1 protein-coding gene is annotated in these 273 nt (G+C 42.9%); it reads right to left on the reverse strand.

Annotation, left to right across the window (positions count from 1 at the left end; genetic code table 11):
- The coding region (locus HMPREF0373_RS15185) for a hypothetical protein (protein WP_044964915.1) at positions 1–255 on the reverse strand (255 nt) is incomplete at its 3' end.
- Positions 256–273 lie beyond the last annotated feature (18 nt).

Consider the following 273-nt stretch of genomic DNA (forward strand, 5'->3'; position numbering starts at 1 on the left):
GTTTGTTTCCTGCCTTTTTAAGAAGCCTATCAGCTTTGGTAAATCTTCCTCTTCAATCGGACAGCCAAGAACCGATTCCACCGCACCGCCAATCTGACAGAGCCTGTGGGTTCGTTTTTTACTTTCCTCGGCTTTCTTTCTCTTTTCCAGTTCCTTTCGCTGTGCAATGAGCTTTTTGGTAGCTTCGATGCTTTCCTGTTCCTTTTTCTCTAATGCACGTATTCTTTCTTCATAAGTCTTTGTTGATTTCGCCATATCGTCTTCATCCTTTCT

The organism is Eubacterium ramulus ATCC 29099, assembly GCF_000469345.1.
GTDB lineage: Bacteria > Bacillota > Clostridia > Lachnospirales > Lachnospiraceae > Eubacterium_I > Eubacterium_I ramulus.